This window comes from Citrobacter enshiensis, assembly GCF_029338175.1.
GTDB lineage: Bacteria > Pseudomonadota > Gammaproteobacteria > Enterobacterales > Enterobacteriaceae > Citrobacter_D > Citrobacter_D enshiensis.
Map to the genome: position 1 here is coordinate 1,791,604 of NZ_CP119862.1, position 22,386 is coordinate 1,813,989.

15 protein-coding genes and 9 pseudogenes are annotated in these 22,386 nt (G+C 45.3%); 9 read left to right on the forward strand and 15 right to left on the reverse strand.

Translation table 11 applies throughout. The features are described 5' to 3' along the window. Positions 1 to 5 precede the first annotated feature (5 nt). The 8 genes and pseudogenes from P2W74_RS23415 to tnpA form a co-directional block, all read left to right on the forward strand. Positions 6 to 326 (forward strand): glycosyltransferase, encoded by a 321-nt coding sequence (locus tag P2W74_RS23415; protein ID WP_328517917.1) that lies wholly within the window; start codon positions 6 to 8, stop codon positions 324 to 326. A 1-nt stretch (position 327) separates the two neighbouring features. Next, positions 328 to 1,128: a glycosyltransferase gene (locus P2W74_RS08515; RefSeq protein ID WP_328517920.1), complete on the forward strand. Its 801-nt coding sequence runs from the start codon at positions 328 to 330 to the stop codon at positions 1,126 to 1,128. A gap of 482 nt (positions 1,129 to 1,610) precedes the next feature. Beyond that, positions 1,611 to 2,637: pseudogene (locus P2W74_RS08520) on the forward strand (integrase core domain-containing protein). A 401-nt stretch (positions 2,638 to 3,038) separates the two neighbouring features. Continuing rightward, complete coding sequence (locus P2W74_RS08525; RefSeq protein ID WP_276294689.1) at positions 3,039 to 4,664, forward strand: DUF6311 domain-containing protein; 1,626 nt, start codon at positions 3,039 to 3,041, stop codon at positions 4,662 to 4,664. Between the two features lie 233 nt (positions 4,665 to 4,897). Further along, a complete protein-coding gene (locus P2W74_RS08530; RefSeq protein WP_276295149.1) occupies positions 4,898 to 5,260 on the forward strand; it encodes a GtrA family protein in 363 nt (120 codons plus the stop codon). Next, a complete protein-coding gene (locus P2W74_RS08535) occupies positions 5,257 to 6,174 on the forward strand; it encodes a glycosyltransferase family 2 protein (protein WP_276294690.1) in 918 nt (305 codons plus the stop codon). Before P2W74_RS08530 ends, P2W74_RS08535 begins: the two co-directional genes overlap by 4 nt. A 193-nt stretch (positions 6,175 to 6,367) precedes the next feature. Further along, positions 6,368 to 7,774 (forward strand): NADP-dependent phosphogluconate dehydrogenase, encoded by a 1,407-nt coding sequence (gene gndA / locus P2W74_RS08540; protein WP_276294691.1) that lies wholly within the window; start codon positions 6,368 to 6,370, stop codon positions 7,772 to 7,774. Between the two features lie 222 nt (positions 7,775 to 7,996). Further along, positions 7,997 to 8,421 (forward strand): annotated as a pseudogene (gene tnpA / locus P2W74_RS08545) (IS200/IS605 family transposase); the annotation flags it as partial. A 154-nt stretch (positions 8,422 to 8,575) separates the two neighbouring features. On the opposite strand, the gene P2W74_RS08550 reads toward tnpA, so the two are convergent. The 7 genes and pseudogenes from P2W74_RS08550 to P2W74_RS23495 all read right to left on the reverse strand — a co-directional run bounded on the left by P2W74_RS08550 (position 8,576) and on the right by P2W74_RS23495 (position 14,509). Then, positions 8,576 to 10,312, reverse strand: a complete 1,737-nt coding sequence (locus P2W74_RS08550; RefSeq protein ID WP_276294692.1) for a hypothetical protein — start codon at positions 10,310 to 10,312, stop codon at positions 8,576 to 8,578. A gap of 577 nt (positions 10,313 to 10,889) precedes the next feature. Continuing rightward, positions 10,890 to 11,507: a hypothetical protein gene (locus tag P2W74_RS08555; RefSeq protein ID WP_276294693.1), complete on the reverse strand. Its 618-nt coding sequence runs from the start codon at positions 11,505 to 11,507 to the stop codon at positions 10,890 to 10,892. Continuing rightward, on the reverse strand, positions 11,476 to 11,790 hold the full coding sequence (locus P2W74_RS08560) for a hypothetical protein (RefSeq protein ID WP_276294694.1): 315 nt from the start codon (positions 11,788 to 11,790) through the stop codon (positions 11,476 to 11,478). Before P2W74_RS08560 ends, P2W74_RS08555 begins: the two co-directional genes overlap by 32 nt. Further along, a complete protein-coding gene (locus P2W74_RS23490; RefSeq protein WP_412767220.1) occupies positions 11,772 to 12,212 on the reverse strand; it encodes a class I SAM-dependent methyltransferase in 441 nt (146 codons plus the stop codon). Before P2W74_RS23490 ends, P2W74_RS08560 begins: the two co-directional genes overlap by 19 nt. Further along, positions 12,181 to 12,414: a hypothetical protein gene (locus P2W74_RS08565; RefSeq protein WP_276294695.1), complete on the reverse strand. Its 234-nt coding sequence runs from the start codon at positions 12,412 to 12,414 to the stop codon at positions 12,181 to 12,183. Before P2W74_RS08565 ends, P2W74_RS23490 begins: the two co-directional genes overlap by 32 nt. Continuing rightward, the gene (locus tag P2W74_RS08570) at positions 12,411 to 13,418 is read right to left on the reverse strand and encodes a glycosyltransferase family 2 protein (RefSeq protein WP_276294696.1); all 1,008 of its coding nucleotides are present in this window, start codon (positions 13,416 to 13,418) and stop codon (positions 12,411 to 12,413) included. The genes P2W74_RS08565 and P2W74_RS08570 overlap by 4 nt, the downstream gene beginning before the upstream one ends. A 281-nt stretch (positions 13,419 to 13,699) precedes the next feature. Continuing rightward, positions 13,700 to 14,509 (reverse strand): annotated as a pseudogene (locus P2W74_RS23495) (transposase). 510 nt (positions 14,510 to 15,019) lie between these two features. Between P2W74_RS23495 and ugd the strand changes: the two are divergent. Then, positions 15,020 to 16,187 (forward strand): annotated as a pseudogene (gene ugd / locus P2W74_RS08585) (UDP-glucose 6-dehydrogenase). 45 nt (positions 16,188 to 16,232) lie between these two features. Here ugd and P2W74_RS08590 read toward each other — a convergent pair. The 8 genes and pseudogenes from P2W74_RS08590 to hisD form a co-directional block, all read right to left on the reverse strand. Continuing rightward, a complete protein-coding gene (locus P2W74_RS08590; RefSeq protein WP_328517921.1) occupies positions 16,233 to 16,370 on the reverse strand; it encodes a pyrophosphohydrolase domain-containing protein in 138 nt (45 codons plus the stop codon). A 121-nt stretch (positions 16,371 to 16,491) separates the two neighbouring features. Continuing rightward, on the reverse strand, positions 16,492 to 16,755 hold the full coding sequence (locus P2W74_RS08595; RefSeq protein ID WP_276294697.1) for a phosphoribosyl-AMP cyclohydrolase: 264 nt from the start codon (positions 16,753 to 16,755) through the stop codon (positions 16,492 to 16,494). 89 nt (positions 16,756 to 16,844) lie between these two features. Next, a pseudogene (gene hisF, locus P2W74_RS08600) lies at positions 16,845 to 17,622 on the reverse strand (imidazole glycerol phosphate synthase subunit HisF). Continuing rightward, positions 17,604 to 18,342: pseudogene (hisA, locus tag P2W74_RS08605) on the reverse strand (1-(5-phosphoribosyl)-5-[(5-phosphoribosylamino)methylideneamino]imidazole-4-carboxamide isomerase). Before hisA ends, hisF begins: the two co-directional pseudogenes overlap by 19 nt. Next, the gene (gene hisH, locus P2W74_RS08610; RefSeq protein WP_276294698.1) at positions 18,342 to 18,932 is read right to left on the reverse strand and encodes an imidazole glycerol phosphate synthase subunit HisH; all 591 of its coding nucleotides are present in this window, start codon (positions 18,930 to 18,932) and stop codon (positions 18,342 to 18,344) included. Before hisH ends, hisA begins: the two are co-directional and overlap by 1 nt. Beyond that, a pseudogene (hisB, locus tag P2W74_RS08615) lies at positions 18,932 to 20,000 on the reverse strand (bifunctional histidinol-phosphatase/imidazoleglycerol-phosphate dehydratase HisB). Before hisB ends, hisH begins: the two are co-directional and overlap by 1 nt. Further along, positions 19,997 to 21,078, reverse strand: a pseudogene (gene hisC, locus P2W74_RS08620) (histidinol-phosphate transaminase). Before hisC ends, hisB begins: the two co-directional pseudogenes overlap by 4 nt. After that, positions 21,075 to 22,381: pseudogene (gene hisD / locus P2W74_RS08625) on the reverse strand (histidinol dehydrogenase). The pseudogenes hisC and hisD overlap by 4 nt, the downstream one beginning before the upstream one ends. Positions 22,382 to 22,386 lie beyond the last annotated feature (5 nt).

Below are 22,386 nucleotides of genomic sequence, written 5' to 3' on the forward strand. Positions count from 1 at the left end.
GATTAATGTTGAAAGTATTGCACTTCTATAAAACTTATTATCCCGATACGTTTGGTGGAATTGAGCAGGTTATTTATCAATTGAGTGAGTCAGGCTCTGCATATGGGGTATGCCCAACAATACTTACACTCAGCAAACGCGGGGATATAGATAACGTACATATTGGTGTGCAACGAGTTTTTTATTCTAAAGCAAATTTTGAGATAGCTTCGACTCCTTTTTCCTTATCTTGTATCCGTAAGTTTAAAAAACTGGCCCAGGAAGCCGACATCATCCATTATCACTATCCATTTCCTTTTATGGATATGCTGCATTTCATGTTGTAGAATAAAAAAACCTACGGTCGTGAGCTATCACTCTGATATTGTTAAGCAAAAATCTTTTTTACGGCTTTACACACCATTGATGAACCGTTTTTTGAACTCAGTTAATTGTATTGTGGCAGCCTCACCAAATTATGCTCAAACAAGCCCTGTTTTGCAGAAATTTAAATCTAAAGTCAAAGTTGTCCCTTATGGATTAGACGAAAAATCTTATCCAAAAGCGGATGACGAAAGGATAAGTTACTGGAAAAATAAGTTTGGAGATAAATTTTTCTTGTTTGTAGGTGCCTTTAGATATTACAAAGGGTTACATACTCTATTAGAGGCAGTACATACAACCTCTTTACCTGTTGTAATTGTCGGTGGGGGTACGGTAGAAACCGAGCTGAAATTAAGAGCAAAAGAGTTGAATCTCTCCCATGTCCATTTCGTAGGGGCATTACCAGATGAGGATAAGGCTGCTTTATTAACGCTATGTTATTCTGTTGTTTTTCCATCACATCTTCGTTCAGAAGCATTTGGAATAACTTTATTGGAAGGTGCTTTATATGGAAAGCCTTTGATTTCCTGTGAGATCGGCACTGGAACAAGTTATATAAATCTGAATAAAAAAACTGGTTTAGTGGTTTTGCCATCAGATAAAATCGCACTTAGAAGTGCGATGATTCAACTGTGGGAAAACGAAGATTTGGCCAAGCAGTATGGGGAAAATGCAAAAACAAGATTTTATGAATTATTTACATCACAAAAAATGATAAAAGGATATCATAGTATTTATAATGCTATGATAAGTAAAAATTCTTGAGTCTTGTATATTAATAGAACTATGGCTAAAGTGTTCTTTATTTTATTGGTCGAAAATACTTTTGCACTTACAGCGTTTTAGTGTTATGAATGGAATTAAAATATTTTAACTTACAGGAGGGTTTCTAAAGTTTTATTTTCAAAAATACGTTGCGTAAATCAAATAATATTTGAGGCGTCAGCGGATCGAGTATATTAAATTATCTATTGCTTGGCATTTGGATGTGATATTTTTTAAAGGGAATTTATTTATATTGTACTAATTATGGAAGTTATTTTTGCTCACCAATGACGTTCTGTCGCCGCGTTGCCCATAACTATCAGTTATTACTGGGCATTTTCTTTATTCCAGACATAATGTTAGTGGCTGGTATTGTCAGTATCCCGCATAATCGTACCATTCACATTTAGAGATCTTCCGGCATAATCATTCTGCCAACGAAGGAGATCGCTATTCGTAAAGCACGTTTTACTGAGCATTAGATCATCACCGTGATTAAATCGGTTGAAGCCGGACAAACTGTTAAGGATGTCTGACGGAAGCTGGTATCTCTGAAGCCACTTATTACAACTGGAAGTCAAAATACGGTGGTATGGAAGCATCCGATATTAAAAAAGATAAAGGATCTTGAGGATGAGAACCGACGCCTCAAACAGATGTTTGCCGATCTCAGTCTTGAGGACCGGGCACTGAAAGATGTTATCGAAAAGAAGCTTTAAAAACCAGCCTTTAATCGTGAGGCTGGTAAACGCATCTGACAACGACATTCGGGCTCCGTATTCGTCAGGCCTGCCGGAGTCTGAATCTGAGCAGAACGGTTTACCATTACCTCCCGGATACTGCTCGTGATGAACCTGTTATTTTCGCATTATAGGCTGCCGCCGAACGGCATCCACGATATGGTTTTCCAAAGTTATTTCAGATTCTGCAGCGGCAGGAATACCAGTGGAATCATAAAAGGATCCACCGTATTTACTGTCTGCTTAAGCTGAATTTTCACTGCAAAGGTAAACAGCGTCTGCCTGTGCGTATAATCCATCACCGGTGGCTCCGCCAAAAGCGTTAAACCAGAGTTGGTCTGCATGACGCTCTGATTGTGGTCGTCGTTTTCACACGTTCAATGTCGTTGATGACTTTAATCGTGAAGCGTAGTGGATCGAAATAGACCTGAATCTGCCAGCCCAGCCCAGCCCAGCCCAGCCCGTAGCCATTAGTCAGAGACTAAATAAGTAGCATGGCCGGAATTTATCTCTCTGACGCTGGCCGCATGGCCAGAGAGTCATGCAGTAAAGTTGGAATTTATCAAGCCGGGTAAACCAACTCAGAATGCTTTTATAGAACGCTTTAACCAAACGTATCGTACAGAAATACTCGATTTTTATCTATTCAGAACCCTTTATGAAGTGCGGGAAATGCCGGAAAATGGTTGTCAGAATACAACAATGAACGCCTGCACGAATCACTGAATAACATGACAAGGCCGGGATCTCAAAAAGTGCATGGAACTAAAACGGGTCTATTTGCACTATGGCTTCTAATTATATGTGTTCATTGATTTAGTTTAACGTGAGCTACTATTTCAGGTTTGTATTGGAAATTATTAAAAAGTTAACTTCATCGCTGATATAAGTTTCCCTCTGCATCTGGCTCACCCCTTAATAACATATGTATCATGAGGGGGTAATTAATGATGAGGAGTATTTTATACTGTCATTTTTATATTTTTTGGAGGGAGTGATATTTGATGAATATGGTATTTATAGATATATGTGAAAATTTCGGCTAATAAAGTAGGTGGGTGTTTCTAAAAAAAATGGTTTAAACTGTTTACTCTTAATCTATCTGGGGCTGTGTGTGCATAAAGAATTAGAGTTATTTTTCTATATTTTAATTGGTGGGGATATTAGTTGATGCGATTTAACTTTTACGGTCTACTTTCTATTGCTATCGGATTTATATTTTTCACCCTTTGTGTAGGGATCTCACCACTTAATGTCACAAATATATCTTTTTTAATGAATGGAGATGCTGCTCAGCATTGGATTGGTTGGGAGTTTTTTAGGCATACACCTTTACTTCAGTGGCCAATTGGTAAAAACTATGGATATGGAATTCAGTTGCATAACTCAATCGTTTATACTGATTCAATACCTATATTTTCTGTCTTTTTCAAAATATTCTCTGGCATGGTGCCAGTGGAATTTCAATATACTGGGCTGTGGTTACTGCTCTGCTTTTGCCTGCAGGGATTTTTTTCATTTACATTAATAAAGAAAATAACTGGGAATGATATTTATTCACTACTGGCAAGTATCATTTTTGTGATTTCGATTCCATTTATTGATAGAATTGGAGGGCACTTCGCTTTAGCTGCTCATTGGTTGATTCTCTGGGCGCTCTGCCTATATTTTAATCGTGAGTTTACATTTAAAAATTGGATCGCATTATTAATTTTTTCCTCATGGGTCCATGCTTATCTTCTGGCTATGACTTTGACTATTTGGATTTTAGATATAACTAATAAAGTCTATCAGAAAAAAATATCAACGAAAGCGATTATCTTGCACATTGTATTGTCATTTTCATTATTATTATTGGCAATGTACTCTATTGGATATTTTACTATATCAGGGAGTTTCTCATCAGGAGGGTTTGGGTATTACAAGCTAAACTTGAACTCAATAATTAATCCCTATTATGGACCATTTTCATCGATTATAAATCCGTTACCTGCAGGTAAGGGAGAGTATGAAGGGTTAAATTACATTGGTGCTGGTGTGATGTTATTGCTGGTTTTCTCGATTTTTGGTGTAAAACGCACAAAAAAAAATATCAGCGATGAGTTATCTACACATATCCCACTGTTATTGCTATCGATAGCATTAACTATTTATGCATTAAGTAATGTCATTAGTTGGGGCAATGATATTTTATTGGAGTATTATATACCTAACTTTATGAAGAGTATCACTAATACTTTTAGAGCGTCAGGAAGATTTTTTTGGATTGTTTACTATTTGATATTTACTGTATCTATTGTTGGGATTTATAAATATTTCAAATTTCGAACTGCTATTATTATTTTGTTTTCTTGCGCAGTTTTACAGATTTACGATGTCCATCATGTTTTAAATGTTAGAAAAAATGGCTTTGAAGTTTACCATCATGGGTACACACTTAATGGCTCAAATTGGTCGTATGTCGCAAAAAATTATGAGAAAATACTCACCCCCTCTCCTTGGTTATTTGGTGATGATTATTTAAAATATGCCTATTTTGCATCCGTAAATAATATGAAAATAAGCTTTGGTTATTTTGCAAGGGTTAATATGGATGTTTGGAACAAACAAACCTTAGATATTGGCAAAGCTATAAGTACAGGAGATTTGGAGGAAGGTGCTGTTTATTTATTTAAGGATAAAACTCAGTATGAGAAAGTATTGGGTAGGGTAAATCAGAGAACATATAATTTCGAAGATAATGGCGTTTACGTGATTGGATTAATGAAGTCACCTATGTCATACACTAAATCTTGATTGGGGAATATTTATACCAAATTGCTTTTTAGTGCTATTTAATTCTTGGGGTTATAGTTGTTATTGTTTTATTCTGGTATTGCAGTCTCTCATTTGTAATTAAGAATCGATGATTTGACTTTCACCACTGCTAGTGGTCTACATAGAACTGTTTCATAAAACTAAGTGTGCGACCTGTGGCCGCGCACTTAGTTGATAGTTCACTTCTTTCTCTTAATTTCTTTATATTACGTATGCTAAAATTATTTACTAAATATACATCTATAGGTGTGCTTAATACAGCAATCCACTGGTGCATATTCGCTATTTGTATCTATAAATTGGGCACCAATCAGATCGTGGCAAATCTCGCTGGTTTCGTTGTTGCAGTCAGTTTTAGTTTCTTCGCTAATGCACGCTTTACATTCAAAGCATCCACTTCGACAATGCGCTATATTTTATATATTGGGTTTATGGGAGCTCTTAGTGCTTTAATTGGTTGGGGGGCTGATATATGTTCCCTACCTCCACTGGTCACTATGATTACTTTTTCTATAATTAGCTTGGTTTGTGGTTTTTTATATTCAAAGTTTATTGTTTTTAGAGTTTTTAAATGAAAATATCACTGCTTGTTCCAGTATTAAATGAAGAAGATACAATACCTATATTTTATAATAAAGTTAGGAGAGATGACGCACTAAAGAAATATGAAGTGGAAATAGTGTTTATCAATGATGGAAGTAAAGATTCAACAGAATCAATAATAAATGCACTCGCTATTGCTGACCCACTGGTGATGTCTCTGTCCTTTAGCCGAAACTTCGGAAAGGAGTCCGCTCTCTTTGCCGGTCTGACACATGCCTCTGGTGATGCTTTAATCCCTATAGATGTTGACCTTCAGGATCCTATAGAAGTAATTCCGCTGTTAATTGAGCGGTGGGAATCAGGTGCAGATGTGGTGCTGGCAAAGCGTTCAGATCGCGCATCTGATAGTCGATTAAAGCGAAAAACAGCCGAATGGTTTTACAAGCTACACAATAAAATTAGTAATCCCCCCATTGAAGAGAATGTAGGTGATTTTCGCTTAATGTCTCGTGAGGTTGTCGAAAACATCAAGCAGATGCCGGAGCGCAATTTATTTATGAAGGGCGTTCTTTCCTGGGTTGGCGGACGTACAGATATTGTTGAATATGCTCGGGCTGAACGTGTGGCTGGTAGTTCAAAATTCAATGGCTGGAAATTATGGAACCTGGCACTGGAGGGTATTACCAGTTTCTCAACTTTTCCCCTTCGGATCTGGACTTACATAGGTCTATTTGTTGCGGGATTGGCCTTTATCTATGGTATCTGGATGGTCGTTGATACCTTAGCGTTTGGTAACCCTGTCAGGGGATATCCTTCATTAATTGTATCTGTTCTTTTTTTAGGGGGGGTTCAATTAATTGGTGTCGGAGTTTTAGGTGAGTATATTGGTCGTATTTATATTGAAGTAAAACAGCGACCTCGATATATTCTAAAAAAGAGAAAATAAATGTTAACGAGGTCTAACATCGAATATTTTTTAACCGTTGATGACGAGCTGCATAAAACATGGCGCCGCAGATATCTCCTGTCATGCGATAATTCTTGGCAATCATCTACCCAATACCCTCCAACCTGAGTTAACATTTGAGTTTTCCAAGCCGCGCATAACCCGCGGTGAGCACACCTGACAGGAGTAAAAAATGTCTAAGCAACAAATCGGCGTCGTTGGGATGGCTGTTATGGGGCGCAACTTGGCGCTTAACATCGAAAGTCGTGGCTATACCGTGTCCGTTTTCAACCGCTCCCGTGAAAAAACCGAAGAAGTGATTGCCGAGAACCCTGGCAAGAAACTTGTGCCTTCCTACACGGTTAAAGAGTTTGTTGAATCCCTTGAAACGCCTCGCCGTATCCTGTTGATGGTTAAAGCCGGTGCGGGTACTGATGCTGCTATCGATTCCCTAAAACCCTATCTTGATAAAGGCGACATCATCATTGATGGTGGTAACACGTTCTTCCAGGACACGATTCGTCGTAATCGTGAACTTTCTGCAGAAGGTTTCAACTTTATCGGGACCGGTGTCTCCGGAGGTGAGGAAGGCGCACTGAAAGGGCCTTCTATTATGCCTGGTGGTCAGAAAGAAGCCTACGAACTGGTAGCACCGATTCTGACGAAGATAGCTGCAGTGGCGGAAGATGGTGAACCGTGTGTGACTTATATCGGTGCCGATGGTGCGGGTCACTATGTAAAAATGGTGCATAACGGCATTGAATATGGCGATATGCAGTTGATCGCTGAAGCCTACTCCCTTCTAAAAAGGGGCCTTGACCTTAGCAATGATGAGCTGGCCAGTACCTTCACCGAGTGGAACAACGGCGAGCTGAGCAGCTACCTGATCGACATTACGAAAGACATCTTCACCAAAAAAGATGAAGAAGGTAAATACCTGGTCGATGTGATTCTCGATGAAGCGGCTAACAAAGGTACTGGAAAATGGACCAGCCAGAGTTCTCTTGACCTCGGCGAACCGCTGTCTCTGATCACCGAGTCTGTATTTGCACGCTACATCTCCTCGCTGAAAGATCAGCGTGTGGCGGCGTCTAAGGTTCTGACAGGACCGAAAGCGCAGCTGGCAGGTGAAAAAGCAGAATTTATCGAGAAAGTTCGTCGTGCTCTGTATCTGGGTAAAATCGTTTCTTATGCTCAGGGATTCTCTCAGTTGCGTGCCGCTTCTGACGAGTACAACTGGGATCTGAACTACGGTGAGATTGCGAAAATCTTCCGCGCGGGTTGCATCATTCGTGCCCAGTTTCTGCAGAAGATTACCGATGCGTATGCCGAGAATGCGAATATTGCAAACTTGCTGCTGGCACCGTACTTCAAGAACATTGCTGATGAATACCAGCAAGCGCTGCGTGACGTCGTGGCTTATGCGGTTCAGAACGGTATTCCTGTTCCGACCTTCTCTGCAGCTGTTGCCTATTATGACAGTTATCGTGCTGCAGTTCTGCCTGCTAACCTGATCCAGGCGCAGCGTGACTACTTTGGTGCGCATACTTATAAACGCACTGATAAAGAAGGGGTCTTCCATACTGAATGGATGGAATAATCTTTATTATTTCGATGAGCTCGATTTTATATATTCAGTTGGTTAATTGAGCGAGTCGGGCAATGTATAAAAAACCGTAATCTCTTTGAGATTACGGTTTTTTTTATCCCTGCATGAACACCACCTCCTATGGAGGTGGTCAGCAATAAGTTGGCTCTGCCAATAATGTTACTCATGGGAAAATCCGAATCTGTTATCCACATAACTGATAAGGATTTAACCATGAGTAGATTCCAGAAAGCATCTCATGTGCTCTGGTGTTGTCAATATCCGTATGGACACCCAAGTACCGATTTCGCATCCTTAGGAACAATGTTGGCAAAGAGGTCTACAAGCAGATAAGGATCTCAAGTGAGCAGCTCGGGATAGAAGTGGTAGAGCTGAATGTTCAGATAGATCATGTCCATTTACTGGTAAAAGTCCCGCCACGTCTTTCTATTTCACATGTGATCGGTCATTTGAAAGGTAAAACAGCCCTTAGGCTGTTCAGCAAATTTCCCTACCTGCGGAAGAACAAGTTGTGGGTAAATCACTTTTGGGCACGGGGTTACTGCGTAGATACCGTAGGTATAAATGAAGAAATGATAAGAAAGCACGTGAAGTATCAGGAAAAGCATGAAGTTGAAGAGAGCCAGCTTCCACTAAAAGGAGGTGTGAAGGGAAGGCTCTCAGAGTCTGGACTTAGTACGCCCCTATGGGGCGTTATCAATGCCACCTGCTATGCAGGTGGTTTTTTACCCATCTTTATCTATCACTTGCGAGGTAGTGATAGTCCCTGTCGGTCCCGGTGTACTGTATATCTTAATTCAACAATTCAATGCGTTGAAGATTGATTCCAAGCACACGTGGGTCAGGCGCGCCGTTCAACAAATGTGGTGATGTTGCATCAGGAACAGAGATTGACAGTGTTAGTGCCCCCTTTACTCCAGAAAGTGGGACTTGTATCTTTTTCAGGTCGCCAGAGGAAACCGTCATGTTGGTGCTCCAGGGTAGACCATGGTCCTGTTTTTTGAATATGACCTCAACGGGGCGCTCCTGACTGGCACCAAAAACGGTGAAATTGAGTACGGCATGACATGTCATTGATTCACAATTTTGTGGAATTGGCAGAAGTAATTTGGCAGAAGTTTGTGACCAGACATGGTGCTCTTCCATATCATGCCATCCATCCCATAATAGGACATGGGGCGAATTGCTTTTTGAATTTGTACCCATCAAAATTGGGTAACTGATATTTTCAGTAATAGAACTCAGCAATGCCGCCTTATTCTCTTCTCCTGAAAGTTGATGGCGTAATCGGATACTCGCAAAATATGGAGAATCTGATACTTCTATATATGGCAGTGTCCGTAGTACATCAATAATAGTCTTAAACTCAGCCCTCTTCTCTGAGAGCTGAAATGTATTTGATACTCTATTTAACGAATCACTTTGTTGAGTTTTCGTATTATCGGTATAGGGCCATGAAGCTGATGATATGAGCATATCAAAATATGGGATGACGAGCACATCAGTTGAGCCATCTACCAGCATTTTTATGGCGCTCATGGTTTTAGTCGTATCCAACGGCGCGCCGGCCTGGCGCATTGCCGGTGGCCAGGCACCTACTGCTGCCTGCAGGTTCTTATCACCGCCAACATTGTATGTCCGGAAGCCTGTTTTTGGTGCTAAATAGTTAGCAAAAAAATCATTACCCCAAGGGATAAATGAGACCATTTCACCGGGTTGGATATGTTGTCGAAGTGTTGTCACAAGTACCTGATCAATTTGTTGAAACATGTCTCTCTCTGCCGTTGATTGTTTCCAACTAGCTTTAAAATCTGGCAAATTAAGCAGTACCAGGGCAGTCAGACCTACTACTCCGATACGTCTGTTTTTATCATCTATGCGAGCTAATCCTATGATAACTAGCAGCCACAATGCAAAGATGCCGAGCGCAGACCATCGATAGGATGCCCGCATCGTATTAAAACCAGGGATGTTTTCTGAGATCCATGAGTTAAATGTAGGTGCTATAGCGAACTCAGCAGGCATAACCTGCAGATTTAGATACTCTGGCTTGATTGAATTGATTTTTAGCGATGGCCCAAGTGCCATATAAAAACTTAAAATTGCAATCAACAAGATCCCAGTTGCAATCTTAAAATGTCGCTTCGCTCGCCACCAGGCCCACATACCAAGTAGTAATATGGGCAAAGAAAAGGTGGTGACCCAAACAGAGGAATCACCAAAATAAATTTGTTCGTTACGCCTCTGGCCTAAGCCTAATAAATCAGGAAGCCAAAGCAAGCCTTTAGTTGGAATGACAATAAATGATAAATCTACCCCCCAGCCCCTGAACATATCTATTGATTCTGCAGAAAAACCTGACTTTCCGATAAATGTAGTATAAAGAGTATATGCAACAGCAAAGCTAATTACGTGGGTTGGGATAGCAACTTTTATGAATACACTTCTAATTTCAGGACGTGTAACAAATGAATACAATAACAGGAAGCTTGAACCACATGCAAACATCATGAAGGTATAGCCATCCATAAAAATGGAGACTATTGTAGCGACAAAATAGGTGGCGATAACTAATAAAGAGATACTCGCAGGTTTAGAACCGATAGAAAATAGTTTTAAAGCAGCTAAAAAGTAAAATGATAATAGCGCAATAACCTAAGGATAACATGCTGTATCCAGCGTGTGCCCAAATAACAGGCATTGTCATCCACGTGACTGCGGCCAGTAATGCAATGGAACTTGCTATATTAAAACGACGAGCAATCTGATATGCGGAAAACATTGCCAACATTAACCATAGTGCTACCATCCCCGTATAGGCGTCTGCCGAGTGCAGACCGAGGCGGATAAGTATACTTGCAGGCCAGGCACCCGCCAGACCAAATGCAATAGCCTGCTGATTAGGGCGTTACCAAAATCATGAGCATAGGGATCAAAAAGCGAACCATTCGCAAAAGATTGAGCAAACCCCATTGACCAGACTGCTTGCCCAAGGGTAGGCAGCATTAAAAATGGTATAGCGCCATTAATAAAGAGGACAAAACATACAGCCATCAAGAGAATAATTATTTCTCGAAAGGAACTTGTTTGTGTTTTACAGGGCATGTTATCTCTCAATTGTGTATAATTTTCGATGGAATAAAGGAGTGTTACCAGAAAAAATTAAAATGTCACCTGTTACGGTCACTATGCGTCCAAGGAGCACCACAATTAGTAGGCTGTCTTCTGCTACAATTCCTTTTAGTACCAGCAGTAAAATTATTTCGCGAATACCTACCCCTGCTGGAGAACCAGGTGTTACCAACCCCGCCAACCAGGCAATAGTATAGGTGCCTCCGATAATCAGACAGTACTGCATGCTCAGTTTGTCATATCCTGAAATCAGTCCAGTAAGAGCAATAAAAATATTTGCGGAAATTAATAAAAAAAATAATTGCCATAGAAATGCTATCGCTACATGTCTCCCGATAAACCGGCGAAGCAGGCACATTACTAATATAAAAGATGCAAACATTAGTATAATACCGAATGGTAATGGGAAATAATGTAACAACCGTGGTAATACTAGCCAGGAAAATAAAGAGCCAGCTCCAGCGATTAGGAAAAGTTCCCAAGCCATAGATTTGGCTAATGCCTTTGCGGGAATGCCTGCAGACATACCCAGTGCTTGACGACCCGCAAGATGAAAAATATTACCGGGCACATACTTGGCTAGCTGAGACATGCCATAAATTTTTAACTGAGTTTAAAAAACTTCCATCATTGCAGAAATGCTGTAACAAGCTCCACCATGCTTGGGCGAGTAAAAAATTAGCTGCACCATAAATAATTGCCAGGAACAAAACCACCCCCCAACCATGCAGAGTGATTTTAGAAAGATCAAGTTCAAGCCAATAAGAGTGTAAGCGAAAGCCAACAAATAATACGCCTGCAAGGGCCAATCCGCTTCCTATCCAATTCAGTAAATGGCGCAGTGAATGTGACATTTTTATTTGCGGGGGCGACATAGCAGCATAGTCCATGGTAGTGGGCTTTTTATTTCTACAATATCAAAATATTTGGAGATCAGTCTGATAAAGTTCCGCTTAGACCAATGTTGAATATGACCCGGTGTGTTCCCCCATTGGGTTATATATTTTCCCCTGGCGAGATTCAGTGCACACCAAAGCGGTTCTCTTGGTACGCTCACAATCAAATGCTGTTTCGTTACTTTTTGCAAAGCTCTTAAACCAGCTTCTGGGTTTTCCAGATGTTCCAGTACTTCACAGCAAACCACTAGATCAGCACTATCTTCTATTGCGTTTAAATCATAGATGCTGCGTGGCTGAAATACAGTAGGTGGTAACCCTCTGTCTATTGAGTTTTCTCGGGCGATATTTATTACTTTCTCTGAAAAATCACACCCTCGGAGCAGGAATTCCCAACTCATTCCAGCGTAATACCCAGTAACCTTCGCCACAACCAATTTCGTGTATTGTTTCGGGAGATGCTTTAGTAACAAAATCAGATAAAGCTGACTCGAAACCGTTCATCATCCATCTAACGATTGGATTACGTGAGCCATATTTATCGTAAGCGTTGCCAACAACGATACCGCTTTCAACTGTACCCCCTGCAATTTTTATTTTCATGAACCGGCCCTCGAACTATCTTCTTGAGTGTCGTTAGCTGCGTTATTTTGATAATCAATATGTTCACTTTTTTTGATATTCGCTGTTTTGACCCTAATGTCTTCAAGTAATTTGCGATTTGCAGACAACAAATCAGCAATGAAAGCCACAAGGATGGTCTGAAAACCTATCCCTAGCAAAATGCCAGCTAATATGAGTGACTGAACATGCCCATTACCATCGCCATTCATGTAGTACCACAAAAACCTGACGCCAATTGCAATGCCTAAGCTAAATAAACTTAAACCAATCGTGCCAAAAAAGTTGAACGGTCTATAAACGACAAAAATTCGAACAATAGTAAATATACTAGATTTAATATAAGAGGGGATGCTTTTTACCAGTCTTGATGGGCGGAGATCACCATTGACTCTTATAGGCACTGATGCAATCGTTATATTTTTTTGACCAGCCTGGATAATGGTCTCCAGCGTATAAGTGTAGTCATTGAATACCATAATCATCTGGGCCGCTGAACGACTCATTGCTCTAAAACCGCTGGGGGCATCAGGGATATCTGTTTTACTCGCCATACGAACAACCCAACTACCCAGCTTCTGTAGCATCTTTTTTACGGGTGAAAAGTGCTCAATAGTCGCAATAGGACGAGCGCCAATCACAATCTCAGCCTTATGCTGGAGGGATAGGGGCGTGTTAAAGGCCGGGATATCGTCGGCATTGTATTGATTATCAGCGTCGGTATTGACGATGACATCTGCACCCAACCGTAAGCTTGACTCCAGCCCTGTCATAAATGCCTTGGCAAGCCCTTTGTTTCCCGTGTGCCTAACGACATGATCAACGCCATGTGCCTTTGCAACTTCTACCGTGTTATCGCTACTGCCATCATCAATAATGAGCCACTCGACTGAGCTAAAACCAGGAACTATGCGTGGCAGGGCTGCAAGCGCTATTGGCAAGGTCTCTGCTTCGTTAAAACACGGGATTTGTATTATAAGTTTCATCAAAGATCCTACTGATGATGGATAAGATTACTTCTGCTGCCACGATGTGACAGAGATAAATTATTTTGTAGTGTTCAGACTATTCGCGGTTAGAGCCTATGCTATAGCGTTTTATTCCAAACAACGGTACCAGGTACAAGATTCAACATCGCCTCATAAGAATCAAATTTTTTCAGCAACTACGTCTTCAAGAGAGGTATTATTTAATTAAATTGAGTGAGATTTCAACCTGCTTTGTCATCACTATGGACTGACCGTGCCACCGTAGACATTTCCTGCTCTCACGACGAAGCCTGTTCAAAGGCCTCCAGGCTGGCACCACCTTGATGACCGTGGCCTCCGGGACCGATTGTAAAGCACTGCAGTATAATCGAAGATATCGGCCCGGGCCAGATCGCGGGTTTTGTAGATCCGTCTTCTGATGCGCTTTTTTCAGTGAACTGAAAAACGATTCTGCTACCGCATTATACCAGCGGTGCCACGCAGTTTCATACCAGGTGTCAGATTTTTGGCCCTGCAGAAACGCCGCCAGCCCGTCACTGCCATACTGGCTATCCTGATCGCTGCGCACGATTACCACGCTGTGCGGTTTACATCGCCCACTCGGCCATCATCTTTCGCTCAGATCGCCATGAACCTGACGATAGCCATACACGCCGCGCTCAACGCATATGAGCGTCAGCAGGCTTTATTGCGTGCAGAGACTGGATTAAGCAACCAGGCATAGAACCAGGCCCTGGCGGGACCTGACACATTGTCATGACACCCCGTACAGAACGGTGTTCATTGATTTGATAACGCGGTACTTCAGTCGGGTCCCTTGCAAAGTACTGCGCAGCTTTTTTCAGAATATCCTGCTCTTCTTCGATGCGTTTCAGTTACGCCCGTAGCTTCAGGATTTCGCTTTTGGCTTCCAGTAAATCACAGGCATGCTGCTCGCTATTACCGGGTTTGATATCCCGTAGCCACTTGTAGAGACTGTGCGAGGAAACGCCCACCTGGTCGGAGACCTCTGCAACGGAATAACCGAGCTCCGTGATTTGACGGACGGCTTTCTCTTTAAATTCAGGTGTAAATTGTGGTGCGCCCATACGCTCCTCCTTGTATCGTGAAAGTGGATTACTATGAACTGACTTAGATTTGGCAAAGCCTGTGTAATCCGATTCCTTCAGTGGCGGAGTCAGTTTATGCTCAGTATAATAAATTTGATAATGTCAAGTCTCCATTGTTATTTATTCGGTAACGATGTTTTATCTGCGGGGTGTGTTTGCATGGTCGGACCCATCTCAAATGTTGTGTCCGCCACCACGCTGTATCACATGGGGGAAGGCGCACGTGAGGTTATGACAAGCATGGCCCTCAGAACTGGAATGGCGACTAAATTTGATAGAAATCAGAATATTACTTCTCTTTAAATGCTAGGTTTTAACCTTAATGTATAAGACACATATTGCGTAACATTTATCGAATGAATTACAGTTACTCTTCTGTAGAGAATTTGTTTATTGTTTCCTTGATGAATTTGTTATAATTTTAACTTTCATCTGTTATCAGGGCCGAAAATATCGGAGTGGATGATCGGCTTAAATTGAGAGTGTAGAATGAAAATCACCATTTCTGGAACCGGATATGTTGGCCTGTCGAATGGTCTGCTTATCGCACAGCATCATCAAGTCGTGGCGCTCGATATTGTCCCTTCGCGTGTTGAAATGCTAAACGATCGGAAATCTCCTATTATTGATAAAGAAATTCAACAATTTTTACAATCGGCTGATATTCATTTTGAAGCTACACTCGATAAATATTATGCTTATCGAAATGCGGATTATGTCATCATTGCAACGCCGACAGATTATGATCCAAAGACCAATTATTTTAATACAACCAGTGTAGAGTCGGTTATTCAGGATGTCCTGGAGATTAATCCTGATGCGGTGATGGTTATAAAATCTACGGTGCCTGTCGGTTTTACGGCAGAAATGTCGAAAAAATTTGATACGAAAAATCTTATTTTCTCTCCCGAATTTCTGCGTGAAGGTAAAGCTCTCTACGATAACCTGTATCCTTCCCGAATTGTTATTGGTGAACGCTCAGAACGAGCAGAGCGGTTTGCCGGTTTGTTGCAGGAAGGGGCGATTAAACAGGATATCCCCACACTTTTTACCGATTCTACCGAAGCAGAAGCGATTAAACTCTTTGCTAATACCTATCTGGCTATGCGCGTTGCCTATTTTAATGAGCTCGACAGCTATGCAGAAAGTTTAGGGTTGAATGCAAAGCAAATCATTGAAGGTGTATGTCTGGATCCGCGAATAGGGGATCACTACAACAATCCTTCTTTCGGATATGGTGGTTATTGCTTACCGAAAGATACTAAGCAGCTTCTGGCTAATTACCAGTCGGTACCAAATAATATTATTTCCAGCTATTGTGGATGCCAACCGTACACGTAAAGATTTTATTGCGGATGCGATCCTGGCAAGAAAACCGAAAGTTGTTGGGATTTATCGTCTCATTATGAAGAGCGGTTCTGACAATTTCCGAGCATCTTCCATTCAGGGAATTATGAAGCGTATTAAGGCAAAAGGCATTCCCGTTATCGTTTATGAGCCAGTGTTGCAAGAGGAGAGTTTTTTTCATTCAAGGGTTGAAAGAGATCTTGCCGCATTCAAAAATGAAGCTGATGTGATTATCTCCAATCGTATGGCGGCGGAACTGGAAGATGTGGCTGACAAGGTTTATACCCGGGATCTTTTTGGTAATGACTAAGAGATAGGGGGTAAAAAATACCGACATTACGTCGGTATTTTTTTATCATTGATGTCGCTGACGTAAATTCTCAATGACTGTCGTCAGGTCGAGATCCTGATCCTGCAGCAGCACCAGCAGGTGGTACATCAAATCTGACGCTTCATTGGTCAGTTCAGCACGATCGTGAACCGTCGCTGCCAGCGCGGTTTCAACACCTTACTTCCCCGACTTTTTGCGCGATGCGCTTGTCCCCACTGGCGTACAGTTTCGCGGTGTAGGAGCTTGCCGGGTCGGCTGTCTTACGCCCGGCCCAGCCAGTTGTTCAAAGCTGGTAGAGGAACAACCACTGGTGGCTGGTTTCGCCAAAGCAACTGGTGGTGCCTTTATGACAGGTAGGCCCGCAAGGATTGACCAGCACCAGCAGGTGTGTCGTTATCGCAATCCGGTTTGCAATGCTGACCACATTGAGGAAATGGCCTGACGTCTCACCTTTGGTCCACAGACGCTGTTTGGTGCGTGAGAAGAAAGTGACTTTCCCGCTTTCAAGGGTTTTATCCAGCGCTTCAGGGTTCATATACCCCAGCATCAACACTTCCCCGGATACCGCATGCTGTTACAACGACAGGCATCAGTCCGTCGGTTTTTTTCCAGTCCAGTTGGCTGCGCTGTTGCTTGTTAACATATCCTGATCTCCACGCCCTGGGTTGCCAGGTACGTTTTTAATTCACCAATATTAATGATCTGTTTGTGAAAGACGGAAGCGGCAAGCGCACCGTCAACATCGGTGTCGCGGAAGGCTTCCAGGAAATGTTTCCATGGTGCCTGCGCCGCCGGAGGCGATCAGCGGTACGTGGCAAACCTCACGCACTTTCTTAAGCTGCACCAGATCGTACCCATTACGCACACCGTCTTGGTTCATCATATTGAGGACGATTTCACCGGCACCGCGTTTTTGTACTTCCTGAACCCAGTCGAGGGTTTCCCATTGGGTGACGCGGGTACGGCTCTCATCGCCGGTATACTGGTTAACGTGGTATTTACCGGTTTCAGCGTCAAACCAGGTATCAATTCCTACAACGATACACTGCACGCCAAAGCGATCGGCCAGGCGGGTGATCAGCTCCGTGGTCGGCGAGCGCTGAGAGTTGATGGATATTTTATCCGCGCCGAAGGAGAGAATTTTCGCGGCGTCTTCTGCCGACTTAATCCCGCCCGCCACGCAGAACGGAATATCGATCACTTCCGCTACGCGGGAGACCCAACTCTTGTCGACGACACGGCCATCGCTGGAGGCGGTGATATCGTAGAACACCAGCTCATCTGCACCCTCTTCGGCATAGCGCTTCGCAAGGGGTACGATGTCGCCGATGATTTCATGGTTGCGAAATTGTACGCCTTTGACGACCTGGCCATCACGAACGTCCAGGCAAGGGATTATGCGTTTTGCCAGCATTGGATCGCCTCCTTAACGGTAAATTTGCCTTCCAGCAATGCGCGTCCGACGATCACGCCGCGAACGCCGGTTCCGCGAAGCGCGGCAACGTCATTGATGTCGCCAATTCCACCAGAGGACTGAAACGCCACCTGCGGGTATTTGGCGCACACTTCCTCATACAGTGCGACGTTGGAGCCTGCCAGCGTACCGTCGCGAGAAATATCGGTGCACAGCACATGCTTCAGGCCGACCGGCAGATACATTTCAACCAACTCTTCCAAAGATACGCCAGAGTTTTCCTGCCAGCCGCTGACGGCCACCTGCTTGTTACCCTGGTCGTCAATGCGCACATCCAGCGCCAGCACCAGTGCGTCGGCGCCAAAGCGTTCGAACCAGCGTTTAACCACGTCAGGGGATTTTACCGCCGTGGAACCGACCACCACGCGAGCGACGCCAGCCTCAAGCAACGCCGCCACATCGTCTTCGCTACGTACGCCGCCGCCAACCTGTACAGGCACGTTAACGCCTGCCACCAGGGCTTTAATCAGCGGAATTTGTCTTTTTGCCGGATCTTTTGCCCCGGTCAGATCGACAAGGTGCAGCACTTCTGCTCCCTGGGCTGCGTAATCCTGCAAACGGGGCAGGGGATCGCTTCCCGTAATCGCGCTGTTGGGCGTAATCGCCCTGATGGAGGCGTACCACGGTGCCGTCGATTAAATCTAAAGCTGGAATAATCATCACATCTCCAGGAAGTTTTTCAGCAACTGTGCGCCAGCGGCACCCGAACGTTCCGGGTGGAATTGCACGCCAAAGAAATTATCTTTTTGCACGGCGGCGGTGAACGGTTCGCCGTAATGACACTGAGCGATGGTCCACGGGTTCACCGGCATCGCGTAGCTGTGCACGAAGTAAAAATAAGCGCCGTCTTCAATGCCCTGGAACAGACGATTCCCCGCCTGTGGATAGACGCGGTTCCAGCCCATATGCGGTAACGGCAGACCAAAGTCGGTCATTTTAGGGACGTCCTGGTCGATAATGCCCAGCAGGTCGACACCGTGGGTTTCTTCGCTGCGGCGACCCAGAAGCTGCATACCTAAGCAAATACCCAACACCGGTTGCGTACAGGCTTTGATAAGCTCAATCAGTTCTCGCTGGCGCAACTGGTCCATCGCCGCTTGCGCGGTACCCCACACCGGCAGAAACAATTTGTCTGCCCGCAGAACAATATCAGGGTCGCGACTGACCACCGGATCGTATCCGTGGCGCACCACGGCGGATTTCACCGAGTTCAGGTTGGCGCAGCCTGTGTCGAGGATCACCACGTTCATCACAGCACTCCTTTCGAGGAAGGAAGCGTGTCACCCTCCACGCGAATCGCCTGACGCAGCGTACGACCAAACGCTTTAAACAGGCTTTCCACGCGGTGGTGGTCGTTTTTGCCTTTGGTTTTCAGGTGCAACGTCACACCCATGGTGTAGGAGAGCGAGCGGAAGAAGTGCTCAATCATCTCGGTGCTCAGATCGCCGACACGCTGGTAGGCAAACTCGGCGCGATATTCCAGGTGCGGACGCCCGGAGATGTCCAGAGCGCAGCGCGCCAGGCATTCATCCATCGGCAGAACAAAACCAAAACGGTTGATGCCGCGCTTGTCGCCCAGCGCCAGTTTTAACGCTTCGCCCAGCGCCAGTCCTGTGTCTTCGACCGTGTGGGTGATCGTCGATGTAAAGGTCGCCCTTAACGGCTACCTCCATGCGAAAGCCGCCGTGGGTGGCGATTTGATCCAGCATGTGGTCGAAGAAGCCGACGCCCGTGTTGATCTTGCTGCTGCCTTCGCGGTCGAGCCACACCTTGACGTCAATCTGCGTCTCTTTGGTGTTGCGCTCAACGTGGGCGTAACGGTCGCGTTTCGTCAGCTGTTCGCCAATCATCGCCCAGTTCAGATTTTCGCGGTGGTAGCGTAAGCCGGTGATCCCCATGTTTTCAGCGAGCTGGATATCGGTGACACGATCGCCAATGACATAGCTGTTAACGCTGTCGATTGCCTGTTCGGCCAGATAGTGTTCAACCAGTTTGACCTTCGGTTTACGGCAGTCGCACGCATCCGCGGGCAGATGCGGGCAGATCAGAACTTCATCAAACAGCACGCCCTGAGAGGTAAAAATCTGCATCATCAGGTTGTGCGGACCCTCGAAATCCGCCTGTGGGAAGCTCTGTGTTCCCAGCCCATCCTGGTTGGTTATCATCACCAGTTTAAAGCCTGCTTTTTGCAGCTTTAGCAGAACGGGGACAACGTCAGGCTCAAACGCCAGTTTGTCGAAGCGATCGACCTGAAAATCACTCGGTGGTTCAGAAATCAGGGTTCCATCACGGTCAATAAAAAGATACTTCTGGCTCATACTTGCTCCGCACGTAAGGCGTCGATGACGCGCTGGCTTTCCTCGCGGGTTCCCACAGTGATCCGCAGACAGCCACTTAAAGAAGGTTGCTTATTCTGATCCCGTAAGATAATGCCCTGATCCCACAACGATTTAAACACGCTACTGGAGGCCGTGAACCGCGCCAGAACGCAGTTGGTTTCGGAGTCGAAGACCTGTTCTACGCAGGCTGTCTCTTTCAGGGCATTGATCAGATACTGACGCTCGACCAGGATCTGCGCCACGCGTTCGCGCATGGCGGTAATGCCCTGTGGGCTTAAGGCCTGGGCGGCGATGTCGGCGACCGGTGTGGAGAGCGGATACGGGGCGAGTGACTTTCAGTAGCAGAGTGATGACCTCTTCGCTGGCCAGCGTAAATCCGCAGCGTAATCCGGCGAGGGCAAATGCTTTAGAAAGTGTCCGTAAGATGACCAGGTTGGGGTATTCACTGAGCCAACCCGCCAGCGTCGCCTGCGGGCAAAACTCAATATACGCCTCATCGGCAACTACAATGGCCTTCCCCGCGGGTCAGTTCCAGCAATGTCCGCAGATCCTGCGGGTTGATCAACTGCCCGGTCGGGTTGTTCGGACTACAGACGTACACTACTTTTACGCCCTCAAGCTTGTCCGAAATGCCCTGCATATCCAGCTGCCAGTTTTCACGCGTAGGCACGGTACGGCACTCCACGCGATTCGTTTCAGCGCTGACGTTGTACATCCCGTAGGTGGGAGGGCAGTAAAGAATCGCATCTTTGCCTGGCTCACAAAATACACGAACCAGCAATTCGATACCTTCATCTGCGCCACGGCTGACCAGTACCTGTTCTGGCTTCACCCCCGCATACTGGGCATAGTTGGCAATGACCGCTTTTGGCTGACATTCCGGGTAACGATTGAGCGTCTGCTGGGTAAGCTGAAAATTGACCGCCGTGGGAAATTCATTGGCGTTCAGCCAGACATCGCCGTTACCACCCAGACGGCGTGCCGACTGGTACGGTATCAGTTTGCGGACGTTTTCACGGGCTAAGTCGGTGACGCTGAGGGTGTTTTCGGTGCTCATGCTTGCTCCTTCAGGGCGTTAACACGCAGGGGTGACGGCATTTTTATGGGCGCTCAGGCGTTCGGCTGCCGCCAGCGTCTCGATGGTAGTGGCCAAAGCGGAGAAACCTTCTCGTGACAGTTCCTGCACGGTCATACGTTTCTGGAAATCCGCCAGCCCAAGGCTGGAACAGGTCGCCGTGTAGCCATAGGTCGGCAACACGTGGTTGGTGCCGGACGCGTAGTCGCCAGCGGATTCCGGTGACCAGTCGCCCAGGAATACGGAGCCTGCGCTGGTGACCTCGTCGACCAGTTCGCGCGCATTGCGGGTTTGAATGATCAGGTGCTCCGGGCCGTACAGGTTAGAAATGGCCACACATTGTGCCAAATCGTTCATCACAATCAGTCGACTGGCGCTCAGCGCCTGACGTGCCGTTTCCGCGCGCGGCAGTTCGGCTAACTGGCGTTCAACGGCGTCAGCGACCCGACGGGCGAGATTGGCATCTGGCGTTAACAGAATCACCTGCGAGTCAGGGCCATGTTCCGCCTGGGAGAGCAGGTCGGAGGCAACGAAATCTGGCGTCGCGCCGCTGTCGGCAATCACCAGTACCTCTGACGGTCCCGCAGGCATATCGATGGCAGCACCGTCGAGACGTTGGCTGACCTGACGTTTAGCCTCGGTGACAAAGGCATTACCGGGACCAAAGATTTTATCCACTTTAGGGACAGATTCGCTGCCGAAGGCCAGCGCGGCAATCGCCTGCGCGCCGCCAACGTTGAAGACCTCCTGTACGCCGCACAGCTTTGCCGCGTAGAGAATTTCGTCGGCAATTGGCGGAGGTGAGCAAAGCACCACTTTTTTGCAGCCAGCAATGCGTGCCGGCGTGGCTAGCATTAATACGGTAGAGAAAAGCGGGGCGGAGCCGCCGGGGATATACAGGCCGACAGAGCTCACCGGGCGGGGTCACCTGTTGGCAGCGTACGCCTGGCAGGGTTTCCACATCCACCGTTGGCAGTTGTTGTGCGGTGTGGAACGTCTCAATATTTTTTACCGCAACCGCCATGGCCTGTTTGAGTTCGTCGCTGAGTCTGTCGCTGGCTGCGGCGATCTCATCGGCAGTGACTTTCATTGCGCCGACGTTCGTTTTGTCAAATTTGGCGCTGTATTCCCGAAGGGCGTCGTCACCGCGTGATTTCACGTTATCCAGAATATCCGCAACGATACGGGTAATGCTGTCAGAGGCGGAAATGGCCGGGCGCATCAGCAAATCACGCTGCTGCTCAGGGCTACAGGAATTCCAGTCAATGATAGTATTAAAGCTCATGGCGA

Excerpts from the sequence above, each read along its gene's own strand:
- P2W74_RS23415 (WP_328517917.1), top strand. The coding sequence starts at position 6 with ATGTTGAAAGTATTGCACTTCTATAAAACTTATTATCCCGATACGTTT.
- P2W74_RS08525 (WP_276294689.1), top strand. The coding sequence starts at position 3,039 with ATGCGATTTAACTTTTACGGTCTACTTTCTATTGCTATCGGATTTATA.
- P2W74_RS08530 (WP_276295149.1), top strand. The coding sequence starts at position 4,898 with ATGCTAAAATTATTTACTAAATATACATCTATAGGTGTGCTTAATACA.
- P2W74_RS08535 (WP_276294690.1), top strand. The coding sequence starts at position 5,257 with ATGAAAATATCACTGCTTGTTCCAGTATTAAATGAAGAAGATACAATA.
- gndA (WP_276294691.1), top strand. The coding sequence starts at position 6,368 with ATGTCTAAGCAACAAATCGGCGTCGTTGGGATGGCTGTTATGGGGCGC.
- P2W74_RS08550 (WP_276294692.1), bottom strand. The coding sequence starts at position 10,312 with ATGGATGGCTATACCTTCATGATGTTTGCATGTGGTTCAAGCTTCCTG.
- P2W74_RS08555 (WP_276294693.1), bottom strand. The coding sequence starts at position 11,507 with ATGTCTCAGCTAGCCAAGTATGTGCCCGGTAATATTTTTCATCTTGCG.
- P2W74_RS08560 (WP_276294694.1), bottom strand. The coding sequence starts at position 11,790 with ATGTCGCCCCCGCAAATAAAAATGTCACATTCACTGCGCCATTTACTG.
- P2W74_RS23490 (WP_412767220.1), bottom strand. The coding sequence starts at position 12,212 with ATGAGTTGGGAATTCCTGCTCCGAGGGTGTGATTTTTCAGAGAAAGTA.
- P2W74_RS08565 (WP_276294695.1), bottom strand. The coding sequence starts at position 12,414 with ATGAAAATAAAAATTGCAGGGGGTACAGTTGAAAGCGGTATCGTTGTT.
- P2W74_RS08570 (WP_276294696.1), bottom strand. The coding sequence starts at position 13,418 with ATGAAACTTATAATACAAATCCCGTGTTTTAACGAAGCAGAGACCTTG.
- P2W74_RS08595 (WP_276294697.1), bottom strand. The coding sequence starts at position 16,755 with ATGCTGGGGTATATGAACCCTGAAGCGCTGGATAAAACCCTTGAAAGC.
- hisH (WP_276294698.1), bottom strand. The coding sequence starts at position 18,932 with ATGAACGTGGTGATCCTCGACACAGGCTGCGCCAACCTGAACTCGGTG.